Genomic DNA, 22,040 nt, shown 5'->3' on the forward strand with positions numbered 1-22,040 from the left:
TTCCCTGGGACCCCTTGGAACCCTTGGAACCCTAGGTCTCGTAGTTATCCTTTTTCTCTGCGGTTGTGCCTCACAGGAAAAGAAGGACCCCACGGATCCGGCAGGCCAGATCAAGATGGGAGAAACCTATTCCGTCGGCACGTGGAAGATTCTCCAAAACGATGAAACGGCTGCAGACTGGTACCGAAAAGCTGCTCTGCAAAGCGATCCCGAGGGGGAATACCGTCTTGGTCTCTGCTATGAACGCGGCCTTGGCGTTCCCAAGAACGAGGCTCTCGCGGCAAAATGGTTCTCCAAGGCCGCGCAGGGTGGGAACGCAAGCGCCCAGTACGAACTGGGAGACTGCTACAGGCTGGCCAAAGGAGTCGGAACCGACCTTCCGAAGGCCTACTTTTGGTGCAACCTCGCGGCAGCTTCGGGCAATGAAGATGCTCGCGAGGCCAGGGATGCTCTGGCCAGGCGCCTGACGGAAGAGGAAATACGCCAGGCCCAGCGCCAGAGTCAGGAGTTTTGGAACAAGACCAAGGGATAAACTTCTTCCCCTATTGACACCGAGCCGTTTCCCGATAGTCTCTTCCCTCCCGCTGCATAAACCAATAACCAACCGGGATTTTCTCTATGGCCACTTCCGAAGTCATCCTCACCGAAGCCGTTCCCTCCCTGGGATCCGAAGCAGATATCGTCAAGGTACGTGCCGGCTACGCTCGCAATTTCCTGATCCCCGGAGGCAAAGCCCTCGAGGTCACTCCCGCTTCCCTGCGCAAGGTCAATCACCTGAAGGCCAAACGCGCCGAGCGCGAGGCCCGCGAGATCAACGAGGCTGAGGCCGTTGCTGCTAAAATCAACAAGCTCCGCCTCAATCTGAAACTCGACACCGGTGAGACCGGCAAGGCTTTCGGATCTATCACGGCTGCTGACCTTCTCGAGCGCCTGATGGAAGAGATCAAGGGTCTCGTTCTTCCCAAGCACGCCATCGCGCTGGATCGTCCCCTCAAGGAGAGCGGTGAGCATCAGATCCCGGTGAAGATCCATTCCGAAGTGATTGCCACCCTCCGCATTGAGATCGCGGCCACTCCCAAGGTGGAGAAACCCGCCGATGAGGAAGAGGCCGGCACCCGCCGTCCCCGCCGCTAGTCCGCGGCATCCTCTTCAGAAGGCGCAGAGGCGTAAAAATCTTTCCCTGACATGGCAGAAGGTCCCCAGGACGGCCCTGCCCAGGTCAGCGCGACACCCGACGGTGTTGCCTCCAGATCCCCGCGCCGTAGCGGGAGTGGTCCAGGAACCCAGAGTGCTCACAATCCCCAGAACTCCGGGGGATTCTCTCAAGGTCAGCGCCTTCCGGAATCACACCGCCCCCTACCTGCCAGTCTTGATGCGGAGAAGGGCGTCCTCTCTTCCATCCTCCTCTCCCCGAAGGATACTCTCACCACGGCCATCGAGAAGGGGATCAATGATCAACACTTCCACCATCCCGCGCATGGGACGATCTATACCGTCCTGGAGGATCTCTGGAAGAAGAATAGTCCGATCGACCTGATTACCGTCACTCAGACCCTGGCGGATAGGAATCTCCTCGAGCAGGTCGGAGGACCGGCTTTTCTGGCTGGCCTCCAGACCTTCCTGCCAACCGCCACCAATGCCGAATACTACATCGACATTATGCGGGAGAAGCATCTCCTACGCCGCATGATTGCCGTCTGCACCGCTTCGGCAGCCCGCTGTTACGACGAGCAGGGGGATGTGAAGGCGCTCATCGATGATGTCGAGAAGGAGGTCTTCACGGTTGCCGAAGACCGCGTCCGGGGCGACTTGCCCGACATCAAGGAGCACATCAACGCCGCCATCGATTCGATCGAAAAGCTCTACCAGAACAAGGGTGAGGTAACCGGAGTCCCCACCGGATTCAAGGTTCTCGACAACATGACCAGCGGCATGCACCCGAGCGAGATGATCGTTATCGCGGCGCGCCCCTCGATGGGAAAGACCGCACTCGCGATGAACATCGCAGAGCATGTCGCCGTCGACAAAAACATCCCGGTTGCCGTCTTTAGTCTGGAAATGAGCGCCCAACAACTTGTTCAGCGTCTGCTCTGCTCGCGTGCCCGAGTGAACCTCCAGAGCATCCGGACAGGCCTCCTTCCGAAGAATGCCCACCAGAGTCTCTTCAAGGTCTCGGGGGAATTCGGGCAGAGCAAGATGCTGATCGATGATACGGCGGGACTCAGCATCAACGAATTGCGTGCAAAATCCCGACGTCTCATGGACAAGCATGGCCTGGGGCTAATCGTCATCGACTATCTACAACTCCTGAAATCCCCTTCAAAGCGAGGCCAAGAAAACAGGCAGATCGAGATCGCGGAGATTTCCGGGGGCATCAAGGCACTTGCGAAGGAACTGAGCATTCCAATCATTGTCCTGGCCCAGCTCAACCGTAAATCCGAGGACCGGGGAGATGGCAAGCCACGCATCTCGGATCTCCGCGAATCCGGCTCCATCGAGCAGGATGCGGATGTGGTGGGACTCCTCTACCGGTCCGCCTACTATGCCAAGGATGATGAGGAGAAATCCGAGAAGGGCGGCGAGGCGGAGCTGATTATCGCAAAACAGCGTAACGGCCCCACCGGCGAAGTCCCCCTTACCTTCCTGAGCGAGTTCACCCGCTTCGAGACGCGTGACATGACCCACGGGGAAGGGAGTTAGGCGGATAAGTTTTAGGGAATTGGGGCTGGGGCACAGAGGAAAGAACGCAATATCCATGGAGCAGGAGTCCTCGGTTCTTTCATCGTCGGCACGACACCTCTCCAGTCTCATTCATTTGCTTGCCTGGCCGTTGCTATGCATCCGTTGCAGCCTGAGTTCCTGAGTTCCATATTCATTCCCTCATCGCATTCATTTTCAGAGCGTCAGAAAAAACCGAAAACACTCTATCCCGCAGAGGCGCGGAGAGTTTTGCAGAAAACCCTATGCTTGCATTGCAATCAAGCCGGCTTGGCTACGTTACGAACCGCATGCCTGATCAATCCTTAGAGCGTTTTTGATTGGGATGTAGACAAAGGATTTGCGGATGCCATGGGGTGGTGGACAAGGAGCAAGCGAAGCGGCTGTAGTCACAGCACTACTGCCCGAGCTATGCGACACAGCACAACGCCTCATGCCGCCGCAAAGAATGTCTAGAGATGAAGCAAAACCGCTCTAAATCTTTCTCTGCGCCTCTGCGCGAGATTTCCTTTCAGCTTTCGCTGCTTGGCTTTGATTCAGTAGCGTGGGAAGGAGGAAGCGAGGAAGTTGTTGCGCCGGATTGGATGGGTGAACTGTTTTCCACAGTTGTGGGCTGCATGCCTGCCGGGGCTTCGATCTTAGGCAGCTGGGGAACTCCGCTGATCTCCCGATGGAAGTCTTCCTTGGCCTTCTGCAGTTCCCCAAGGGCCTTGCCGATGCCGCGAGCCAGTTCCGGCAGCTTCTTGGGGCCAAGCAGCACAAGCGCCAAGATCCCGATGAAGATCCACTCCGGCGCCGCCGGCATTCCAAAGGCAAGGAAGAGCATATAGAGGAATCTAATCTAAAACTCAGGAAGCCAAAAAAAGATTTTTAGATACTTCAGCGGTTCCTTAAGCTGAAAGCGTCACGAGAGCAGCTTCCAGAGAGGCTGTATCGGAGATGCTGATGACCTCGGTTCCCTTACGAATCCGTCCGACGAGGCCGGCAATGACGCCGCCGGGTCCGAGTTCCAGGAAGCGGGTGATCCCAAGATGGTCGATCATATACTCGATGCTTGCCGTCCAGCAGACCGAACCAATCACCTGATCGGCCAAGGACTGACGAATGGCATCGGGCGATCCAGCGGGACGGGCGTCGATATTCGACACCACCGGAACTGACGGCATCACGATCGGGGTCTCCGCAAGCACGGCGCTAAGGCGCTGGTAGGCCGGCTCCATAAGACGGGAATGAAAGGCTCCGGCAACTGTCAGTTCGACGGCCTTGCGGGCGCCGTATTCCTTGGCCATGCCTACAGCTAGGGCAATCTTGGCCTTCTCACCAGAGATGACGATCTGACCGGGACTGTTGAAGTTGGCGACATCGACATCTGCGGCGGCTGCCAGATCACGAACCCCCTGCTCCTCCGCTCCGATGATCGCAGCCATGCCTCCCTCCGTCGCCTCGCAGGCCTCCTGCATGAAGCGGGAGCGCTGATCGACAAGTCGCAGACCGGTCTCGAAATCAAAGGTGCCAGCAGCGGAATGCGCAGTAAATTCACCAAGGGAGAGTCCGGCGGCGGCATCAAAAGTGAGGCGCGGGCACCCTTCCTTCAGGACAGCCAGCACGGAGAAACCATGCACATAAAGAGCCGGCTGGCAGACCGAGGTGCGAGTCAGGTCCTCCGCAGGCCCTTCAAAGGCGATCTGCGAAAGGGAATACCCCAGAATCGAGTCCGCCTTGGCAAAGAGCTCGGCGGCGACGGGAAAGCTTGCGGCAAGATCCTTGCCCATGCAGACGGCTTGGGCACCCTGTCCGGAAAAGAGAAGTGCGGTTTTCATCAAGAGTTAAAAGGGCTATAGAGAGTAACTAGTTCAAGCGTTCTAATTTGGAGGAAAGATGATGCAGGATTGCTTAGCCTGCTTATCCCATAAGCAAGAAGTCAAATGGGTGATGATTCTCCAGGTATCTTGGCCCAGCGCACTTCTGTGAAGATTTTTTTCTTTTGGGCGGGGGTGATGGCACGTCCCCCAATCTTAAGAATCCAAGCATCAAGCTCCCTGACAGAGGATGCCTTGCTGGGAACAGGGCTCTTTTCTACCATCTTACGTGAGGTAGTCATGGATGATTTTGGAGTAATTTTTACGGAAGTTTTCGATCGCATGGGCGTAAATTTCTCTGGCTGAAAGTTTGTCCATCCACACCTTTTTGACAAGGCCCTTCCTGTGATGAAGCACATCCTGATGAGGAACTCCATGAGCCGTATCATACCTGCCTGCATCAGTCCAAGCACCCTCATGCAAAACCATGAGAATAACAGCAAATGATATCAATGCTCCCTTCTCTGTGGTCCGGGATACCAGAATACGCGTGGTGTCGTTCAGCCAGATCTCAAAATCCTTTTCGGGCATACCGTGCCGGCTAAAAGTAAAAAGGGATCGAGGCTTTTGCGAAAGCCTCTTTCTGGTCCTTCAGGTAGAGATCGCCCAGGTGCTCGAAGCCGCCGGAGGCGCGGAAGGACTTCAGGAAGACATTGACCTGATCCCGGAGAGCCACCTCCCCGGGCCTTAGTCCGATAGCCCAAGACTCTTTCTGCACAGGCTGAAGCAGAGCAATGGTATCGACGGGGTGCTCCTGATGATTCTTCCAGACGCTCATCTGGTCATAGAGGAATCCATCGGCCTTGCCTTGGGTGACCTCCATCACCGCAGAGGACTCCTTGTCGAGGACCAGTACCTTGGCCTGCTTGAGATGATCCAGGGCCCAAGCCTGGGCTGTGGTACCCTGCCGTACGGCAAGGGTTCGGCCCGGTTGATCAAGAGCCCCTGTCCCAATAGCCACAGCCCCATCTGTTAGGCCGCTCTTTTTACCAGCCAGCACGGCCAGTCCGATCGAGAGATAAGGATCTGAAAAGGCGATCGTCTTTTCGCGCTCGGGCGTGTCAGTCATCGAGGAAATGATCAGGTCAATTTTCCCCGTCAGTAGCGAAGGAATCAACCCTGTGAACGGAATGTTCTCGATCCGAACGGGACGATGCAGGTACTCACCCAGCGCGTTCGCCAGATCGACACTGACACCGGCCGGGGCTCCCTGGGAGTTGATGGTTTCGAACGGAGGGTAAGAAAGATCCATTCCCACCACGAGCGGCTTGTCCGCGGATTTCGTTCCCTTGCCGCATCCTGACAAAAGCATGATCCCCAAGAAGAGGATGGTCAGGATCCTTATCATGGGCGTGGTTCAGGGTTCAGGGTTGGGGGTTGGGACCTTCGACGCTCGACTCTCGTCCCTCGACTCGGTCCTCCCTAGACCCGAGGCCCATGCCATCCGCCCGAGGGCAGGAGGACGTCATTGACCTCATCCGGCCCCCAAGTGCCTGGCTTGTAGGGATGCACGGGAACCGCGTTGCCTAGGATATTCTGGACGATTCTCCAGCCTTCCTCGACGACATCCTGGCGGGCAAAGAGAGCCTGATCTCCCTGAATCGCATCGCCGATAAGACGCTCATAGGGAGTCATCTCATCAGGTTGCTGGTCGACGACCTTGAGTTCCATCGGCTCACCTACCATGCGCTCGCCATCGATCTTGACCTGCATGCCGAGAGCGATCTCGATGCGCGGCGAGAAGAGAAATCGGACGTAGTTATGCATGGGGGCCTGCTGGTCTGGGAAAACGACCAGCGGCGGACGGTGAAACTGAACCCTCACCTCGGTGGCAGAGACGGGCAGATTCTTGCCGGCACGGATGTAAATGGGGACGCCCTGCCAGCGCCAGTTATCGATAAAGACACGGACGGCCGCAAAGGTCTCGGTGGTGCTGTTCGGAGCAACTCCAGGTTCCTGTTGATATCCCTCGAACTGACCACGGACGAAATCATTGGGGGAGATCGTGCGGATAGAGCGAAAGAGCTTCACCTGCTCGTCACGGACACGCTCCTTGTCGGGCCAGAAGGGAGGTTCCATGCAGAGGAATCCGACCACCTGCATGAGGTGGTTCTCGATCACATCGCGAAGGCACCCCGTAGCGTCATAGAAGGCGCCGCGTCCATCCACGCCGAAGGACTCGGCCATGGTGATCTGAATATTGCTGATGTGGTTGCGATTCCAGACCGGCTCGAAGAAGGCATTGGCGAAGCGGGTGTAGAGGACATTCTGGGTCGCCTCCTTGCCCAGATAATGGTCGATACGGAAGACCTGACGCTCCTCGAGAACCTCGTGGAGGGTTAGGTTGAGCGCCTTGGCGGAGGCGGAGTCATGGCCAAAAGGCTTTTCGACAACGACGCGGGTGTCGTCATTGATGCAATCGGCTGCCTTGAGCCCCTTGGTCACCCTTCCGAAGAGAACAGGTGGTATCGCTAGGTAATGGATAGGCCGTTGGGCACTCCCAAGGGCCTTCTTCAGCGCATCAAAGGTTGCAGGATCGGAGTAGTCACCGTCGACGTACTGGAATTGGTCGGCAAACTTCTTGAAAATTTCCTCATCCACGCCGCGCCCGTAGGTCGTGATGCCCTCGCGGGCACGGTCGATGACCTGCTCCCGTGTCATACCGCTCTTGGCGACCCCGATCACAGGTCCCTCAAGCACTCCTCGGCGGTAAAGCGCCTGGATGGTGTCGAAGAGTTTCTTGTGGGCCAGGTCTCCGGTCGCTCCGAAGAGAACCAGGGCATCGCTTTTGAGTGCGGACATGATGTTGCTTCCGAAGGGAATAACTTTGGATTACTTCGGGTTATTTTGAACCGGCCGGCTTCTCATGGTGACCGCCAAACTCGAAGCGCATCGCGGAGCAAACCTTGTCAGCGAAGAGAGCGAGATTGCGGCTGGAGAAACGCTCGTAGAGAGCAGTGGTCAGGACAGGGGCAGGTACTCCCTCCTCGATGGCGGCAAGAATGGTCCAACGACCCTCGCCCGAGTCACTGACACGACCACCGAACGTGGCGAGCTCAGGATCGGTAGCCATGGCATCGGCGGTAAGATCAAGCAACCAGCTGGCGACGACACTACCGCGGCGCCAGACCTCGGTGATCTCGGGGAGATCCATATCGTACTGGTAGTTCTCAGGATCGCGGAGCGGGGTGGTCTCGGCGTCGATCTCACGCTGGACCTTGCCGGCGTTTGCGTTCTTGAGAATGTTCAGGCCCTCGGCATAAGCGGCCATGATGCCGTACTCGATGCCGTTGTGGACCATCTTCACAAAGTGACCGGCCCCATTCGGACCGCAATGGAGGTAGCCCTCCTCGGCCGTGCTGTCCGTGCGCGTGCGACTTGGGGTCACCGGAGCATCTCCCTTACCGGGAGCAAGAGCCTTCAGGATCGGGTCGAGGTAGCCGACAGTCTCCTTGGAACCGCCGATCATCTCGCAGTAGCCACGCTCAAGTCCCCAGACGCCGCCGGAGGTGCCGACATCGACATACTCGATCCCCTTGGCCGAGAGTTCCTTGGCACGGCGAACATCATCCTTGTAGTACGAATTTCCGCCGTCGATAAGGATGTCCCCCTTGCCGAGCAGGGGAGCAAAAGTAGCGATGGTGTCATCCACATAGGCAGCGGGAATCATCATCCAGACAGCCTTCGGGCCGGTCAGCTTGCTGACGAGATCGGTTGGATCCTTGGCCGCAATGGCTCCCTTGGAAGCGAGATCCTGGATAGCAGCATCGCTACGATCCCAAACGACAACTTCGTGACCTGCCTTGATGAGGCGGAGAACCATATTGGCTCCCATTCTTCCGAGACCGACCATTCCGATGCGCATAGTGTGTGTTCCTTGGATTTGTGGGTTTGTGTGAACCTTTTTCTTCACAGAGGAAAGGCAACCCGTCAAGCGTCCACTGCCGCCAAAGATGACTTAATCCCAACTGGCGGTGCCACGCTCCCCCGGATATCATCATGCCTTATGCATGAACGCACCGGAATCATCGCCGCCATGGAATCGGAAATCCGCGACCTCTCAGCATCGCTGGAACATGAGGGTACTGAAACGGTCGCCGGAAGGGAAATCCGTTACGGCCGTCTGGAGGGAGAACCGGTGGCCCTGACTCTCTGCGGCTGCGGCAAGGTGAACGCGACACTATCGGCCACCCTCCTTGCTGCGCATGCGAAAGTCTCAAGGATCCTGGTTACGGGAGTCTCGGGAGGCTTGGCGGAGGATCTCAAGGTGGGCGACATCGTTATCGGCGATTCCTTTGTCCAGCATGACATGGATGCCAGGCCCCTCTTTCCTCTCCATGAGATCCCCTTCGAGGGATTCTCCGTGATCGAGGCTGATCCCGGACTCCGTCATCTGCTCGCCGCAGCCTCACTCTCCATGCTTGCTGAGAAGAGACTGCCCGAACTCGCAGAAGCACGTTCCTTCGAAGGCCTGGTTGTCAGCGGGGATCAGTTTCTCTCCAGCAGTGAAGTCCGCTCCAGAGTCTTGGAAGCACTACCGAAGGCCTTTGCCGTGGATATGGAGTCGGCGGCTATTGCGCAGGTCTGCAAGGCAGCCGATATCCCGCTCGGCGTCCTGCGGGTCATCTCCGACTCGGCGGATGGGAGCGCCCATATTGACTTTGCCAAGTTCGTGGAGGAAATAGCAGCCAAGGCTTGCGCGGAGACGGTCAGGCACGCATTACGCGCGCTGAGCCTCTGAATGCGAGCCAAGGCTGTTAGGAGGAGAGACTTAGGGGTTAGGGATTAGGGGGGTTAGGATCCTACACAACAAAAAACCCATCCCCCCCGTTATCGGAAGAGAATGGGTTTTGGTTGTGTCAGTCTGAAATCTTTAGGCCATCTTCTTCTTGCGGCGGAAGCCGTAGGCCAGCGCTCCCAGAAGCAGGAGACCTGTCATGACGACGCTTGGTTCGGGGACGGGGACGATCTCAGGGGTGATCTCGCTTCCGTAGAAGCTCCCCTTGCCCATGAGTCCTGTGCCGCTTCCGCTGTAGAAGCTTATGTTGGCTAGATCCCCTGCAGAGAGTCCTTCTGATGCGTAGTTGAGGCGTGTTGCACTCCCCTCGGCACTGCTCCAGTTCCAGATGGAGAGGCTGTTGGCCGAGAGTCCGACAATACTTGAGAAGGTGAGTGAGGAGTTCCCCGTAAGGTTGGCAAAGTCGATCACGCTGTTAGCCGTGAGTGTCAGTGTGCCGAAGGTCTGCTCTGAGGCGCGGGTTAATCCGTTGCCACCCATGGAGAGGGTGCCACCCACGAGAGCGAGGTTGGCGGCCGTATTGATCTGGTTGGCCGACCCTAGGAGAAGCGTGCTCCCGGTGGAGACGGAGACACCGGTCGTGCCGGAGAGGTTTCCGGTCGTGCCGAGACTCAGTGTTCCTCCCGAGATTGTCGTCGTTCCCGAGTAGGTGTTGGCTCCAGAGAGAGTTGTCGTCCCGACCCCGGCCTGGATCAGGTTGCCAGCGCCGCTGATCGTGTTGCCGAGGGTGAACGCATCGCTCCGGTTCACTACCAGCGAGCCATTGTTCACCACGGCTACCCAGCCCAGGGTGCCGCTGGTGCCGCCGTTGCCCACTTGAAGCGCGCCACCCGAGATCGTCGTCACGCCCCAGAAGCCGCTATTATCACCCGTCAAGATCGTCGTCCCGGCTCCCGCCTGGGTGAAGGCCCCATAGCCACTGATCGTATTGCCGAGGGTGAACGCATCGCTTCGGTTAACCACCAGCGAGGCGTTGTTGTTCCACACAGAACCACTGCCGAGGGTGCCGGTCGTCCCGCCATCACCTATCTGGAGCGTTCCTCCCGAGATCGTGGTCGTTCCCGTGTAGCTGTTATTCTCAGTGAGGATCGTCGTCCCGCTGCCGAGCAGAGTCAGGCCCAGCGCATTGGCTCCATTGTTCGGATCAGCGATGACTCCCCCGTAGGTGAAGGTCGTTCCCGAGGCGTCGATCCCAAGCGAGGAGCCGTTCTGGAAGCCGCCATACGAGTTACCAAGCTGAGAAAGCTGGGTGATATTGGCGGACGTGAAGGGATTGTCACCCCCGACGGCGAAGGCTGCCGTCGCTCCGCTCGCCACCGTCAGGTTCTCCGCGGTCCAGGAGGATGTATTCCCGCCGTAGAGCGCACCGGCATTGCCGAACACCAGCGTCCCGGCTGAGACCGTCGTCTTGCCCGTGTAGGTGTTATTCCCCACCAGCGTCTGGACTCCCCATCCGGTCTTGGTCACCGAGGCACCCTCCCCACTCATGTTGCCAGAGTAGGTGGCCGGCTGACCGGTAATGTCCAGGGTGAGCGCGAGGGCGGAGCCTCCCGCGTTCCTCATCGCGAAGTTGTTGGAGCCGGTCAGTCCACCGAGGGTGTAATTAGTAATCCCGTTCGCGAAGGCCACGTTGGTCGAGTAGTGAAGCAGGGCACTGCCTAGTCCGCGGACGCTTCCGACCACCAACTGCCCTGCCGAGGCGCTGGCCGTTCCCGAGAAGCTGTTAGTCCCAGTCAGGGTCGTCGTCCCGGTTCCCGCCTGGATGAAGCTGCCCCAGCCACTGATGTTGTTGGCCAGGGTGAACGCGTCGCTCCGGTTCACCACCAGTGAACCATTATTATACACAACCTTGCTGCCAATGCTGCCGGTCGTCCCGCCATCGCCGATCTGGAGGGTGCCATCCAAGATTGTGGTCGTGCCCGAGTAGAAATTGTCGCCGGAGAGTGTCGTCGTGCCGCCGTAGATGAAGATGCCGCAGGTGCCGCTGATGGTGCCGGAGAGAGCGATGCCGTTACTGCCACCCTGCAGCGTCAGAGCCGATGAAAAACGGAAAATGCTTGCGCCTGCCTCATTGAAGATGGTGGCTGAGGGTTCTGCCCCCGCGAGATGGATATCATTGGAGAGTGTCATGACTCCTGTTCCGGCATACATCAGCGTGGCAGGCGAGAGGAGGCTCGACGCGATGGTGAGACCCCCGGTTCCGAGAGCGTTGCCCGAGGTGACTTGCACGGCTCCCGCGCTGATGGTCGTGCCGCCGGCATAGCTGTTGGAGCCGCTTAGGGTGGTCGTGCCGCTTCCGAGCAAGTTCACGCTGCCGGTTCCCGAGATGTTCCCCGCCACCGTGTAGTTGTCGGTGGAGGTCGGGTTGAAGGCGAGGACCCCATTGTTGATGAAGCCACCGGTACTGACGGAGGTTCCCGCCGTGGATCCATTCCCATACTGGAGGGCGCCGGCCGAGATCTTGGTCAGGCCGGAGAATCCGCTGTTAGTCCCGATCAGGGTCGTCGTCCCGGCTCCGGCCTGGGTGAAGGTGCCCGATCCACTGATCGTATTGGCGAGGGTGAATGCATCACTCCGTTTCACCACCAGCGTGCCGTTATTGGTGACGGCCCCGCTTCCGAGGGTGCCGGTCGTGCCGCCATTGCCGATCTGGAGGGTGCCTCCCGAGATCGTGGTCGTGCCGGAGTATCTGCTATTACCCGTCAGGATCTGTGTGGAGTTCCCGACCTTGACCAGCGATCCGGGGCCATAACCATACCAAGAGTCGACCAAGCCATCGATGATCGTCCCGGCATAGGTGTTCGTGGCGCCGTCCGTTCCGATGGTGAGTGTGTATCCAGCCAGGTTGACCAAGGAGGAGACCCGTCCGGAGAGCGAGGCAATCGTCTGGGCCACCGGAAGGGCGAGGGTGGAGTATCCGGTTCCCCACGACGTGCCGGAGCTGTCCTGATCCAGGAAGATGGGGGTGCCGCCGTAGTTGGTGGGCAGGGCGTTGCCCTTGGCGGCGACGAGGGTCGCCCCGTTGATGATCATCGTCGATCCGTTGTAGCTATTGCTCGCATTGAGGGTGGTCGTCCCCCCATCGATCACGAGCTCCCATCCAGGAGTGGACACCGCGATCGCGTTGTTGAAATTGGCCCCGCCCGTGACGATCAGCTGGCCTCCCGTGGTGCCCTCAGGCCAACTCCCGGGGCTTATGATGCCTGTGACGACCTCCACGGAGCCTACAACTTGCGCAGTTACATTGACTGAAGGGGTAGTGTCAGTCTGACCGATAGCCATTTGTGAAAATTGAAGGGCGATACCTGCCCTTGTGGCTCCCGTGTTCATTATTTGATCAAGCCAATACGACACCCCTGCTGACTCACCAGCACGATGAAACGTGTTTTGGTACATTCGTTGAATGAAGGCCTCATTACTAAGCCCTCCCCACGCAGTCTGGCCTTCTGAACTATTGGCAAATGCTGTTGCAATCTGCTTTAAAGTCGCCCCCCCTTTTGCTACATCAAACCAGTAGTCTAAACCGCCTACGTCGGCTTCTTTACCGAACATGGTGTGATAAAGTATAGCAACCTGAGCTTCCACGCTGTTTTTGGCATAGACGAGAGCATTACCATTATCAAGTGGGACGTATTGAACCTTGGGGATGTTAGTTGTTCGAATCGCTTTATTGGTGGTTACTGTCGATTGAACTTGATAAGATGTATCATAAGATATATCGGTTCCTAGTTTTCTAACTTCATAAGATGTGGTTGTACCAGTTATTTCCGTGCTCGTTTCGCCAACTACCGCACTGAAATTGAAATTTGGTGCGCTGACGGTATTGATTTCTAAGCCGGAGCCGACCACGATGCCATAGTCCCTAGTAGAGCCAGAGGTAACTAGATCTCTATAACTTTTCGTGCTACCTACAACTACCTTAGTCAGAGTTTGGTCAAGATCACTCAGAGCCTGATTCGCCGTCCCTGATAATAAGACGTTGACGTCACCGACGCCACCGACGCCTTGGATGATCAGGGGGCGGGTGGAATTAGAATTAGTGTAGGCGCTGGGGGTAAAATCTACAGTGACTTGGACAGAGGGAGCTGGGGATACGATCCCATTCTGGTATCCAAATTGAGTAGTCTGAGTAGCAGGGGTCGGAGTCGTTACAGTAGTTGCTCCTAATATACTGGCAATACTGGCACTCCCTACGACAGTAGCACTGCTGTCCTGGAGTCCACTGGAGAGAAATGATGTATCTGTTTCGTATGGATTGTGTGCTTGGGCTGCTCGGGCTGCTTGGGCTGCTTGGGCTGCTTGGACTGCTTGGACTGCTTGGACTGCTTGGGCTGCTCGGGCTGCTTCGGCTGCTTGGGCTGCTAGGGCTGCTTGGGTCCGCGCATCCCCTTGCCGCGCAAGTTCAACAAGCACAAGTGCCTCTTCACTACCGAAAGTTTCTTGTAAGCTCTTATACCTTTCAAATTCAGCATCGTTAAGAGGTACAAATCCATTCATAACATCGTTCAATTGTTGAGATGATTGAGCATTCAGTGCTAAATCTTTCTCCGAGAACGTTGTCGTTGTGCTTTCATGCCTATCATAGACGAAGACTTGACCTCCCGTTTTCGCATTGGTGACCCAAGTTCCCTGTTGGGCTTCCTTGCCGAGATATGCCGCATTTATCCTGATTAACGCGGCCGTGTCGGCCTCCGTAGCAGTCCCAGCAATGAAGTTGGCTTGGAGCACATTAGCAACAAAACCTGCCTTTCTAATCGTTGCTGCCAATAACTCATCATACTCCGCCTGCTGCAGTTCTTGCTTCGCAAGAAGATCCGCGGAGATGTTGTTCTTGATCTGGATGGTCGCGCCCGCGCTTAGCGTTATATCGTTCCCGATGTTTTTGGAGGCGCCGATGGCATCCCCGTTGCGGAGGATCACGGAGTTGGTCCCCAGGGCGGAAATATTGAGGGTGTTGTTGGTGACCTTGAGCAGAATGTTCCCTTGGCCGCCGACCGAGAAGTCCCGGGCGGTGATGGCGTTGCTCCCGGAGTTGGTCCCCCAAGAGATGAGACTCGTCGGGACAGCCCCAAGGGTGCCTGACGCCAGATTGATCACGTGGCTATCCGCTCCGGAGAGGGCAAGCCCCCCGGTGACGGTGAGGGCGCCGGGTGTCAGTGTGTCGATCGAGAGGGCGCCTGCGGAGTTCCAGGCGAGTGAGGAAACCGTGAGCGTGCTGGCAAAGGAGAGCGTTCCCTGGTTGAGGTTGACGGCGCTGGTTGCCCCCAACGCATTCTCTGACCCCACCCTGAGTGTGCCGTCATTCACTGCGGTCTTCCCGGTGTAGGTGTTGGCTCCCGTCAGGATCGTTGTTCCTGATCCGGCCTGGATGAGATTGCCCGATCCGCTGATGGGATTGGAGAGGGTGAGCGTGTCGCTCTTCCACACGATCAGGTTCGCGTCATTGATCACGTTGCCGCTCCCGAGGGTTCCGTTCGTACCACCGATGCCGATCTGGAGGGCGCCTCCCGAGATCGTGGTCGGTCCGGAGTAGCTGTTGGACCCGGAGAGGAGTTGCAGCCCGGTGCCGACCTTGGTCAGCGAGGCACCCAGGCCACTCTCTGACACACCATCGCTCAGGTTGCCTGAGTAGAGGGCCGACTGGTTGGCATTGCCCACGCTGAGTGCGAGGGCGGAGCCTCCCGAGTTCGTCATCGCGAGGTTGTTGGACCCGGTCAATCCACCGACGGTGTAGCCGGTAATGCCATCGGCGAAGGCCACCTTGCTCGAGTAGTTGACCAGAGCGCTGCCGAGTCCGTAGGCGCTGCCGACCACCAGTTGCCCGGCAGAGGCGCTGGCCGTTCCGGTGAAGCTGTTGCTTGCGGTCAGGGTTGTCGTCCCGGCTCCCGCCTGGGTGACATCTCCCGTTCCGCTGATCGTATTGCCAAGGGTGAACGCATCGCTACGGTTGAGCACAAGCGAGGCGTTATTCACCACGTCACCGCTGCCGAAGATGCCGGTCGTCCCGCCATCGCCGACCTGGAGCGTTCCCCCCGAGATCTTCGTCGTTCCCGAGTAGCTGTTATTCCCCGTGAGGGTTGTCGTGCCGTTGCCGAGCAGGGTCAAGCCCAGCGCCCCGTTCACGGTATTGGCCAGATTAATGGAGAAGGTGTAGTTGGTCCCCGAGGCGTCCAGACCAAAGGAGGAGCCGTTCTGGAAGCCGCCATCCGAGTTACCAAGCTGAGAAAGCTGGGTGAGGTCGGCGGACGTGAAGCCATTAGTACCTCCGACGGCAAAGGCCGCCGTTGCATTACTCGCCACCGTCAGATTCTCCGCAGTCCAGGAGGAGGTATTCCCGGCGTAGAGCGCGCCGGTACTAGCGAACTCCAGCGTCCCGACTGAGACCATCGTCTTGCCCGAGTAGCTGTTGCTGCCGCTCAGGACCGTCATGCCGACTCCGGCCTGGATGACGCTACCCGATCCGCTGATGTTGTTGCCGAGGGTGAGCGTGTCTCTCCGATTCACTACCAGCGAGGTGTTATTCACCACCGAGGAGCTACCGAGATTCCCGTTCGTGCCGCCATTGCCGACCTGGAGCACACCTGCCGAGATCGTCGTCAGGCCGGAGAAGCCGCTGTTATCACCCGTCAGGATGGAAGTTCCGGAGCCGAGCTGATTGATCCGGCCATTGCCTGAGTCGGAAATGTTGGCCCCTAGGGTGGCTGTGTCACTCTGGTTGAAGTTGATCGCGCCACCCGTAGCAAACATGCCGAACCGGATACTCGGGGTGATGATGATCCCCGCCGTGTCATTGGTCCCGAAGCCGCCGATATTCAGCGAAGAGTTGTGGATCCTAATGCCAGGTGCAGAGGTGTCCCATGCGTGGATCGCCGAGGACTTGAGGGTGCCCCCGTTGGCCACGGTGACCCCACCATTCGAACTTTTGATTTCCACGGTGGCCTTGTTACTCCAGAGCGATTCTGCTCCGGTCACCAGCACCGAGTTATTAGCTGCATACACACCCACTTCCGAGGAAAGGCTATTGACCCGGCCCCCGTTGGAGACCACCAGGCTGTTGCCACTTCCACTGGCTCCCACGATGAGGACTCCATTCCCCTCATTGGTCAGGTTGAGGGTCGATCCGGCTCCGGTCACCAGCACCGAGTTGTTCGAGGCGCTGCTGTTAACGCCGATACGGGAATTGAGGCCTTTGGCGACGGCCCCGTTGGAGAGCACCAGGCTGTTGCCGCTCCCTGATTGTCCCACCACGATGTTGCCTTGCTGGCTACCGTAGAAGGCATTGCTGCCACTCACCGTGACGGAGTTGTTTGAGTCACCCACGTAGTAGCCGATGAGGAGGTCCTTCGTGGTGCGCAGGGAAGCAGGGGCGGAGCTGGCGTCAACCAACACGGAGTTGCTGCTTCCATGGTAGCCGATGTAGGCGTTCTCGTAGTAGCTGGTCCCCGAGTTGATGACCATCGACTGGCCGGAGCTGTTGCTACCGAAATAGAGGTCCTCGACATCTAAAACATAGAGCGCATTGTTAATCACAATGTGCGCCGCGTGATTATTTAGAAGATAGAAGTCGTCCTCTGTGATGCTGTTGCCACTACCACTACCCCAGGTCATCAGCTGTAGGGGTGTATTCCCCAAGGTAGTCCCCTCCGAGCCCGCGGCGATGTATACACCTCGCGAAAACTCGTTCTCTTTCTTAACGGTCGTGAAGGCTCCGGTGATGTTCAGGGACGACCCGGAGGTCGGGTTGAGGAACGAGATGACAGATCCGCCTGTGGCGATGAGGGAGGAAATCGTCAGATTGGTGGATATACCCAGCTCGCTTCCGTATCCGGAAAGAGTCACGGCACCTCTTCCCAGCGCGTTGGTGCTTGTCGTGACAAGGTTCGCGCTGATGGTCGTACCGCCCGAGTAGGTGTTGTTGCCACTCATGATCTGTGCCACGGGCGAGAATCCAGAGGAGTTCTTGATGATCACGCTCCCGGTGCCGCTGATCGCATTGTATAAATTCATCTGCACATCATGCGCATCAATGAGCAGTGTCCCGTTGTTCACCACCGCCCCGCTGCCAAGCGTGCCGACTCGGCTGTCACCGGGCGCGCCGTTGCCAATCTGAAGCGTGCCGCCGGAGATCGTGGTCGTTCCCGTGTAGCTGTTATTCCCCGTTAGGATCGTCGTCCCGCTGCCGAGCAGAGTCAGGCCCAGCACGTTGGCTCCATTGTTAGGATCAGCGATGGCATATGCGTAGGTGAAGGTCGTTCCCGAGGCGTCGATCCCAAGCGAGGAGCCGTTCTGGAAGCCGACGTTCGTAGAGCCGCTGCCCGGGCTGCCGAGGGTGAGAAGGTAGCCGAGGGTGGCGGCCGTGAAGCCCTTGTTACCACCGACGGCGAAGGCCGCCGTTGCTCCGTTCTCCACCGTCAGCTTCGCCGCGTTCTGACCGAAGAATTTTCCACCGTAGAGCGCGCCGGTATTGGCGAACTCCAGCGTCCCCTCGGAAACCGTCGTCTTGCCAGAGTAGGTGTTGTTGCCGGTCAGCGTCTGGGTTCCAGTGCCGATCTTGGTCAGCGAGGCACCCAGCCCGCTCCCTGAGACACCATCACTCAGGTTGCCCGAGTAGATGGCCGACTGGTTGGCATTGCCCACGGTAAGAGCGAGGGCCGAGCCTCCCGAGTTCGTCATCACGAAGTTGTTGGACCCGGTCAATCCACCGACGGTGTAATTAGTAATCCCGTTCGCGAAGGCCATGTTGGTCGAGTAGTGAAGCAGGGCACTCCCGAGTCCGTGGGTGCTTCCGACCACCAGCTCACCGGCGGAGGCGCTGGCCGTTCCCGAGAAGCTGTTAGTCCCAGTCAGGGTCGTCGTTCCGGTCCCAGCCTGGGTGACATCTCCCATTCCGCTGATCGCATTACCGAGTGTAACCGCATCGCTCCGGTTCACCACCAGCGAACCGTAGTTCCACACATCCCCGCTGCCGAGGGTGCCGGTCGTCCCGCCATTGCCCACCTGGAGGGCACCGCCAGAGATGAATGTTACTCCCGAGTAGGTGTTATTCCCTGTGAGGGTCGTTGTTCCGCTTCCCGCCTGATTGAAGGCACCCGTTCCGCTGATCGCATTGCCAAGGGTGAACGCGTCGCTCCGGTTCACCACCAGCGAGCTATTATCGACCACGCTCCCGCTGCCGAGGGTGCCGCTGGTGCCGCCGTTGCCGACACCCAGAGTTCCCGCCGTGATGAAAGTGCCGCCGGAGTAGCTATTGGTTCCGGCCAGGATCGTCGTCCCGGAACCAGCCTGTGTAACATTACCCGGTCCGCTGATCGATTCTGAAATGATGACCTTGCCGCTTCCGTCGTAGACCAGTGAGTCGGTGACAACGATGGTGCCGCTATTGTTCTGTCCACTGGAGCTGCCACCCGTGCTTTCGCCACTGCTCGTGGAGCTACTGGAGGAACTGCTGGAAGGAGAGAGCCCGGTGAGCGCATTGATTTGGTTCGCGTAGGCTGAGATGTCGATGCTGTAGGTGAGATTCCCCTGCAGGCTGTTGCTGGCCACCGCCGTGTAGGCGGGCTGGTTGTTGTAGGTGGAGATCTCCATCATGATGCCTGAGAGTTGGTAGCCCTCCCCGAATACCGAGAACACGCCGCCGCCAGAGTCACCTCCCGCACCCTGCGCTCCGTGGGAGGGGTCCGTGGTGAAGGTTGTCTGGATCACGCTGGTGCCCGAATAATTGATGACTCCCGAGCTGAGATTGGTGCCCCAACGTTTGGTGCTTGTGGAAAGCTCTTGGTAACCTTGAAACGTGCTGTCCCAACCGTTGAATTCGCTGGTGGACCAGCTCCATGTGGCTGGCGTGGTGTCGACGTACCAGGTTGTGGTCACCGGGCTCCTGTCATACCCGTAGCCGATCATCGTAAGTGCCGACCCATCCACGGGGGCGGTTGCGGCAAGGTTCAAATTACCGAGCGAGGAAAGCCCGGTGCCCGTTCCAACGGCAACCTGAAAGGCGTAGAGGTCGCTGTTGCCGAACTGGACACCTGAGTTCGCGACCGAGTTGTAACTTTGGCCGTCGCTGGTGACGAAATCCCCGGAACCCACATGGTTGGCCGTCAGAACCCACCCCGTGCCGCCACTACCACCGAGGTAGACACCGGAGGCCCCATTGATCGCTCCCACATAACTCCATCCAAAGTCACCGACCGGAGCCGTGGTATTCCCCGATCCGTCACCGGAGGAGATCACCACCGCCCTGGCATCGCCCGCCGATCCCAACACTCCAACCGCCACAACCACAACAAGCAAACTGAGCGGAGCGACCATCAACCCCTCACGCAGAGAGCGACGGAACAGGCACCAAGTCCCCCGCAACAACGCATGGGCGGAACCTGAACGAAGATGGATGGAAGGCGTCATGGCGAAGCGGGACGGTGCTTGGGCGGGGGAGTGAGACGGAGGGACTAGCGGGAGGCTGGAGGTCGGGGAAGGAGTGGGAGGGGTGGGAGGGGTATTTTGGTTTCTCCCCGAAGGCCGGAAATCCCAGAAAACCAGAAATTTATAAGACATTCCATCCCCCGCCTGAAAGCCAAAAATTCAGGCCAATAACGAGCCCCTCGGCGGGTGAGTTTTCCCTCGGATCTACCCTCTATCACACCCCGTCTAACATCCTTTCGCATCACACGGACCATGGCTACTAATGCCCCTACAAATTGCCCCCCGCAAAATGGCCGGCATCAACCCAAGAATCGATGAGACACGCATTACGCGCCTTGACGCAGTGAATGCGTGCAGGCTTTTAGCCGTTTAGACCGAAGGCTGTTAGGTGGAGAGACTTACTCGTAGTCAGCTTCCCTAAGTCCAAGACTAGTTTCTTTGCATTCATTAGATTTTTAGCGGGCTAACCAATGAATCTTGATTTGCCCTTCCAGGGCTTTCAGTTCGGGATCGCCTGTGACGAGTTCGGCTTTCTTTTCCTTAGAGAGTGCAGCTGCGAAGGCGTCGGCCAGGCTCATTTTGTGCGCCGCTTTGAATGCGGCCGCAGTTCGCGCGGCCTTAAGGTCGTCTCCCACCCCGACAATCTGTATCGGGAGTTCTGCGATCTGCTCTGCTACTCGCTCGGCAACGGCTTTGCCTCCGGCACGCTCAAGCGAGTAGTAAATCTCGGCCCAGTTGACCACGCTGAGAAAGAGTGGCTTTCCTTTGTCCGCCGCATGGTGAATGAGCTTCTCAACCTCGCTAGCGCATGGTTCGTCTTTATAGAACGCTAAGAGCGCCCAGCTATCCAGAACCTTGGCGGCCATCTTAGAGATCCCTTTCGCGCGCGCGGTCCTCGGCGAGTGTCTCCATCAGAGGGAGGTGCTTCAGCGATCCTCGCAAACCGCTGATGTAAGCCTTGGTGATAGGCCGGATCAGGATTCCATTCTCGGTCACGGTCACTGCCCCTTTGGTACCCTCCTCGATACCAAACATTCGGCGGATCGGAGCCGGGATCACGACCTGCCCCTTGGTAGTGAAGGTGATGGTCTCTGTAGTCATTATTAGAATATGCTTACGACACTCATAAAAGTAAGTCAACTATGAAATGTAAGCCTAAAACAAAAAGGATCCCCTACGGTCTCTGTTCCTAAAAGCCTAACCGTATTGACGCCACTTCCCTCCCTTGAAGCTGTGGCGCCCAACGGGCTACGACTTCCTCGTAGTCTACCGCACATCTTCCCAGATGCTTGGTTCAGCCTAATACGCTTCCTGCAGGTGGTGAGGAGGAGTCCGCTAATGGTAGCGGCGTTGGGAAGGTTGCCTTACCTGCGCCTGAAAAATTGCGAGGCAATCTTACGCGGAGTTGCGATAATCAAACCTTCTCCGTCCACATCGGCATCTTTCAAGACTCCACGGAAAGCCTTGTTATCTTGGGCATCCAGAAGATGACGATCACTACTGAGGAGGATGGAGCAACCGATCAGTGCAGATTCCGCTATCACGTAAGCATCGTTCTGTTCCTCATGAGGCAATATTCCCTTGATCCGAAGTTTTAGGGCAATTTGCTCCGTGATGCCTTTCCCCGCTGGAACAAGATTCAGGGGCTCATAACCCCAAGAAAGAAGGGATCGGAGCACCTTTTCCGCAGAGGCACGTTCGGAAGACGTTCCCCTCCCCATCTGGACTGCCAGTTCCTCAAGCACAGTCGGAGGAACGATCAATCTAGCCTCAGGCAGTCGGCTCTTGATGACCTCTATGGCATCAATCACATCCTGATCCTCGACCGCTTGGTCGAGGAGGACGTTCGTATCAACCGCGATGAGCACGGATTGCTCTTTCACCACCGCTGTAAATCATACTGAGAGCCGTGGCGAGGGCGTGTTGACGCTCCTCATCAGAGAGTTGATTGGTGTGCTGACGCGTCTTGGCTGCCATCTTTGTCCCCTTCGTCTCCTTGACGAGTGAGACTTTTTTATGCGTGCCATTCATAGGCTCAATCTTCCCGAACAATGCTCAAAGGTCAAGGCCTGCAGTCTAACAGCCTAACAGTCTTTCCTCTGCGTCTCTGCGCCTTGTAGGTCTCGGAATATGGAGATTCAAGGAGTTATTCGCAAATGCCCGGAAGGGCAAGGTAGCGGCAGCCCGAGTCGCACAGCTCGGGCGCTGGCGCTAAGCCAGAGCTACCGGTTTGGGAAGAACTCCGT

At 57.8% G+C, this 22,040-nt stretch carries 15 protein-coding genes; 4 read left to right on the forward strand and 11 right to left on the reverse strand.

Features of this window, described 5'->3' with window-relative positions:
• From K8R57_10700 to dnaB, 3 genes are all read left to right on the forward strand, one after another.
• On the forward strand, window positions 1–532 hold a 532-nt coding region (locus tag K8R57_10700), incomplete at its 5' end, for a sel1 repeat family protein (GenBank protein ID MCE9588765.1).
• Window positions 533–618: 86 nt separating this feature from the next.
• Window positions 619–1,134, forward strand: a complete 516-nt coding sequence (gene rplI / locus K8R57_10705) for a 50S ribosomal protein L9 (protein MCE9588766.1) — start codon at window positions 619–621, stop codon at window positions 1,132–1,134.
• Window positions 1,135–1,185: 51 nt separating this feature from the next.
• Entirely contained in the window at window positions 1,186–2,700 is a 1,515-nt protein-coding gene (gene dnaB / locus K8R57_10710; GenBank protein ID MCE9588767.1) for a replicative DNA helicase, read from the forward strand.
• A gap of 529 nt (window positions 2,701–3,229) precedes the next feature.
• Here dnaB and K8R57_10715 read toward each other — a convergent pair.
• The 6 genes from K8R57_10715 to gnd all read right to left on the reverse strand — a co-directional run bounded on the left by K8R57_10715 (window position 3,230) and on the right by gnd (window position 8,442).
• Window positions 3,230–3,544: a twin-arginine translocase TatA/TatE family subunit gene (locus K8R57_10715; protein MCE9588768.1), complete on the reverse strand. Its 315-nt coding sequence runs from the start codon at window positions 3,542–3,544 to the stop codon at window positions 3,230–3,232.
• A gap of 64 nt (window positions 3,545–3,608) precedes the next feature.
• Window positions 3,609–4,538 carry an ACP S-malonyltransferase gene (gene fabD / locus K8R57_10720; GenBank protein MCE9588769.1) on the reverse strand — a complete coding sequence of 310 codons (930 nt, stop codon included), beginning with the start codon at window positions 4,536–4,538 and terminating at the stop codon, window positions 3,609–3,611.
• Between the two features lie 264 nt (window positions 4,539–4,802).
• Entirely contained in the window at window positions 4,803–5,108 is a 306-nt protein-coding gene (locus K8R57_10725) for a hypothetical protein (protein ID MCE9588770.1), read from the reverse strand.
• Between the two features lie 10 nt (window positions 5,109–5,118).
• The gene (locus K8R57_10730; protein MCE9588771.1) at window positions 5,119–5,925 is read right to left on the reverse strand and encodes a transporter substrate-binding domain-containing protein; all 807 of its coding nucleotides are present in this window, start codon (window positions 5,923–5,925) and stop codon (window positions 5,119–5,121) included.
• Window positions 5,926–5,999: 74 nt separating this feature from the next.
• Window positions 6,000–7,379: a glucose-6-phosphate dehydrogenase gene (zwf, locus tag K8R57_10735; GenBank protein MCE9588772.1), complete on the reverse strand. Its 1,380-nt coding sequence runs from the start codon at window positions 7,377–7,379 to the stop codon at window positions 6,000–6,002.
• 40 nt (window positions 7,380–7,419) lie between these two features.
• Window positions 7,420–8,442, reverse strand: a complete 1,023-nt coding sequence (gene gnd / locus K8R57_10740; protein ID MCE9588773.1) for a decarboxylating 6-phosphogluconate dehydrogenase — start codon at window positions 8,440–8,442, stop codon at window positions 7,420–7,422.
• 141 nt (window positions 8,443–8,583) lie between these two features.
• Between gnd and K8R57_10745 the strand changes: the two genes are divergently transcribed.
• Window positions 8,584–9,318, forward strand: a complete 735-nt coding sequence (locus K8R57_10745; GenBank protein ID MCE9588774.1) for a 5'-methylthioadenosine/adenosylhomocysteine nucleosidase — start codon at window positions 8,584–8,586, stop codon at window positions 9,316–9,318.
• Window positions 9,319–9,450: 132 nt separating this feature from the next.
• Here the strand turns inward: K8R57_10745 and K8R57_10750 are convergent, their stop codons facing one another.
• The 5 genes from K8R57_10750 to K8R57_10770 all read right to left on the reverse strand — a co-directional run bounded on the left by K8R57_10750 (window position 9,451) and on the right by K8R57_10770 (window position 21,825).
• Window positions 9,451–19,776 (reverse strand): autotransporter-associated beta strand repeat-containing protein, encoded by a 10,326-nt coding sequence (locus tag K8R57_10750; protein MCE9588775.1) that lies wholly within the window; start codon window positions 19,774–19,776, stop codon window positions 9,451–9,453.
• A gap of 473 nt (window positions 19,777–20,249) precedes the next feature.
• Window positions 20,250–20,660, reverse strand: a complete 411-nt coding sequence (locus tag K8R57_10755; protein ID MCE9588776.1) for a type II toxin-antitoxin system VapC family toxin — start codon at window positions 20,658–20,660, stop codon at window positions 20,250–20,252.
• A 1-nt stretch (window position 20,661) separates the two neighbouring features.
• Window positions 20,662–20,895 (reverse strand): AbrB/MazE/SpoVT family DNA-binding domain-containing protein, encoded by a 234-nt coding sequence (locus K8R57_10760; protein ID MCE9588777.1) that lies wholly within the window; start codon window positions 20,893–20,895, stop codon window positions 20,662–20,664.
• Between the two features lie 263 nt (window positions 20,896–21,158).
• Window positions 21,159–21,677: a type II toxin-antitoxin system VapC family toxin gene (locus K8R57_10765; protein ID MCE9588778.1), complete on the reverse strand. Its 519-nt coding sequence runs from the start codon at window positions 21,675–21,677 to the stop codon at window positions 21,159–21,161.
• The gene (locus K8R57_10770; protein MCE9588779.1) at window positions 21,646–21,825 is read right to left on the reverse strand and encodes a hypothetical protein; all 180 of its coding nucleotides are present in this window, start codon (window positions 21,823–21,825) and stop codon (window positions 21,646–21,648) included. Before K8R57_10770 ends, K8R57_10765 begins: the two co-directional genes overlap by 32 nt.
• Between the last annotated feature and the right edge of the window lie 215 nt (window positions 21,826–22,040).

It is taken from the genome of Verrucomicrobiota bacterium (assembly GCA_021413925.1).
GTDB lineage: Bacteria > Verrucomicrobiota > Verrucomicrobiia > Chthoniobacterales > UBA6821 > UBA6821.

Excerpts from the sequence above, each read along its gene's own strand:
- K8R57_10750 (MCE9588775.1), bottom strand. The coding sequence starts at position 19,776 with ATGACGCCTTCCATCCATCTTCGTTCAGGTTCCGCCCATGCGTTGTTG.
- K8R57_10755 (MCE9588776.1), bottom strand. The coding sequence starts at position 20,660 with ATGGCCGCCAAGGTTCTGGATAGCTGGGCGCTCTTAGCGTTCTATAAA.
- fabD (MCE9588769.1), bottom strand. The coding sequence starts at position 4,538 with ATGAAAACCGCACTTCTCTTTTCCGGACAGGGTGCCCAAGCCGTCTGC.
- dnaB (MCE9588767.1), top strand. The coding sequence starts at position 1,186 with ATGGCAGAAGGTCCCCAGGACGGCCCTGCCCAGGTCAGCGCGACACCC.
- K8R57_10745 (MCE9588774.1), top strand. The coding sequence starts at position 8,584 with ATGCATGAACGCACCGGAATCATCGCCGCCATGGAATCGGAAATCCGC.
- K8R57_10715 (MCE9588768.1), bottom strand. The coding sequence starts at position 3,544 with ATGCTCTTCCTTGCCTTTGGAATGCCGGCGGCGCCGGAGTGGATCTTC.
- K8R57_10770 (MCE9588779.1), bottom strand. The coding sequence starts at position 21,825 with ATGAATGGCACGCATAAAAAAGTCTCACTCGTCAAGGAGACGAAGGGG.
- K8R57_10730 (MCE9588771.1), bottom strand. The coding sequence starts at position 5,925 with ATGATAAGGATCCTGACCATCCTCTTCTTGGGGATCATGCTTTTGTCA.
- rplI (MCE9588766.1), top strand. The coding sequence starts at position 619 with ATGGCCACTTCCGAAGTCATCCTCACCGAAGCCGTTCCCTCCCTGGGA.
- K8R57_10760 (MCE9588777.1), bottom strand. The coding sequence starts at position 20,895 with ATGACTACAGAGACCATCACCTTCACTACCAAGGGGCAGGTCGTGATC.
- zwf (MCE9588772.1), bottom strand. The coding sequence starts at position 7,379 with ATGTCCGCACTCAAAAGCGATGCCCTGGTTCTCTTCGGAGCGACCGGA.
- gnd (MCE9588773.1), bottom strand. The coding sequence starts at position 8,442 with ATGCGCATCGGAATGGTCGGTCTCGGAAGAATGGGAGCCAATATGGTT.
- K8R57_10725 (MCE9588770.1), bottom strand. The coding sequence starts at position 5,108 with ATGCCCGAAAAGGATTTTGAGATCTGGCTGAACGACACCACGCGTATT.